General features: G+C 70.8%; 1 protein-coding gene. It reads right to left on the minus strand.

The annotated features are described in order from the left end of the window. A partial coding sequence (locus tag KVS69_RS20585; protein ID WP_217540204.1) for a hypothetical protein occupies positions 1-210 on the minus strand: 210 nt, incomplete at its 3' end. Positions 211-236 lie beyond the last annotated feature (26 nt).

A 236-nucleotide genomic window follows, 5' to 3' on the forward strand; every position in this document is an offset into this window, starting at 1 on the left:
GTGTTCTGGCGGCGCGGCCTGCACGATGTCGTCGCCCAGGCTGCGTTGCACCCCGCCGTCGGCGGCGAAGGCCCCGCTGCGGGCGCGCTGGGTATCCAGGAACTCGCGGAACGCGTCTTCGTCGCCGAATGCCTGGAAACGCGACAGGTCCGAGCGGTACAGCACCACCTGGCCGCGCAGCCCCTCCTCCTTGGCGGCGCTGCGCAGCACCAGAAAGTTCCGCACCGGCACCGTAA

It is taken from the genome of Stenotrophomonas sp. GbtcB23 (genome assembly GCF_019091045.1).
Lineage (GTDB): Bacteria > Pseudomonadota > Gammaproteobacteria > Xanthomonadales > Xanthomonadaceae > Stenotrophomonas > Stenotrophomonas rhizophila_A.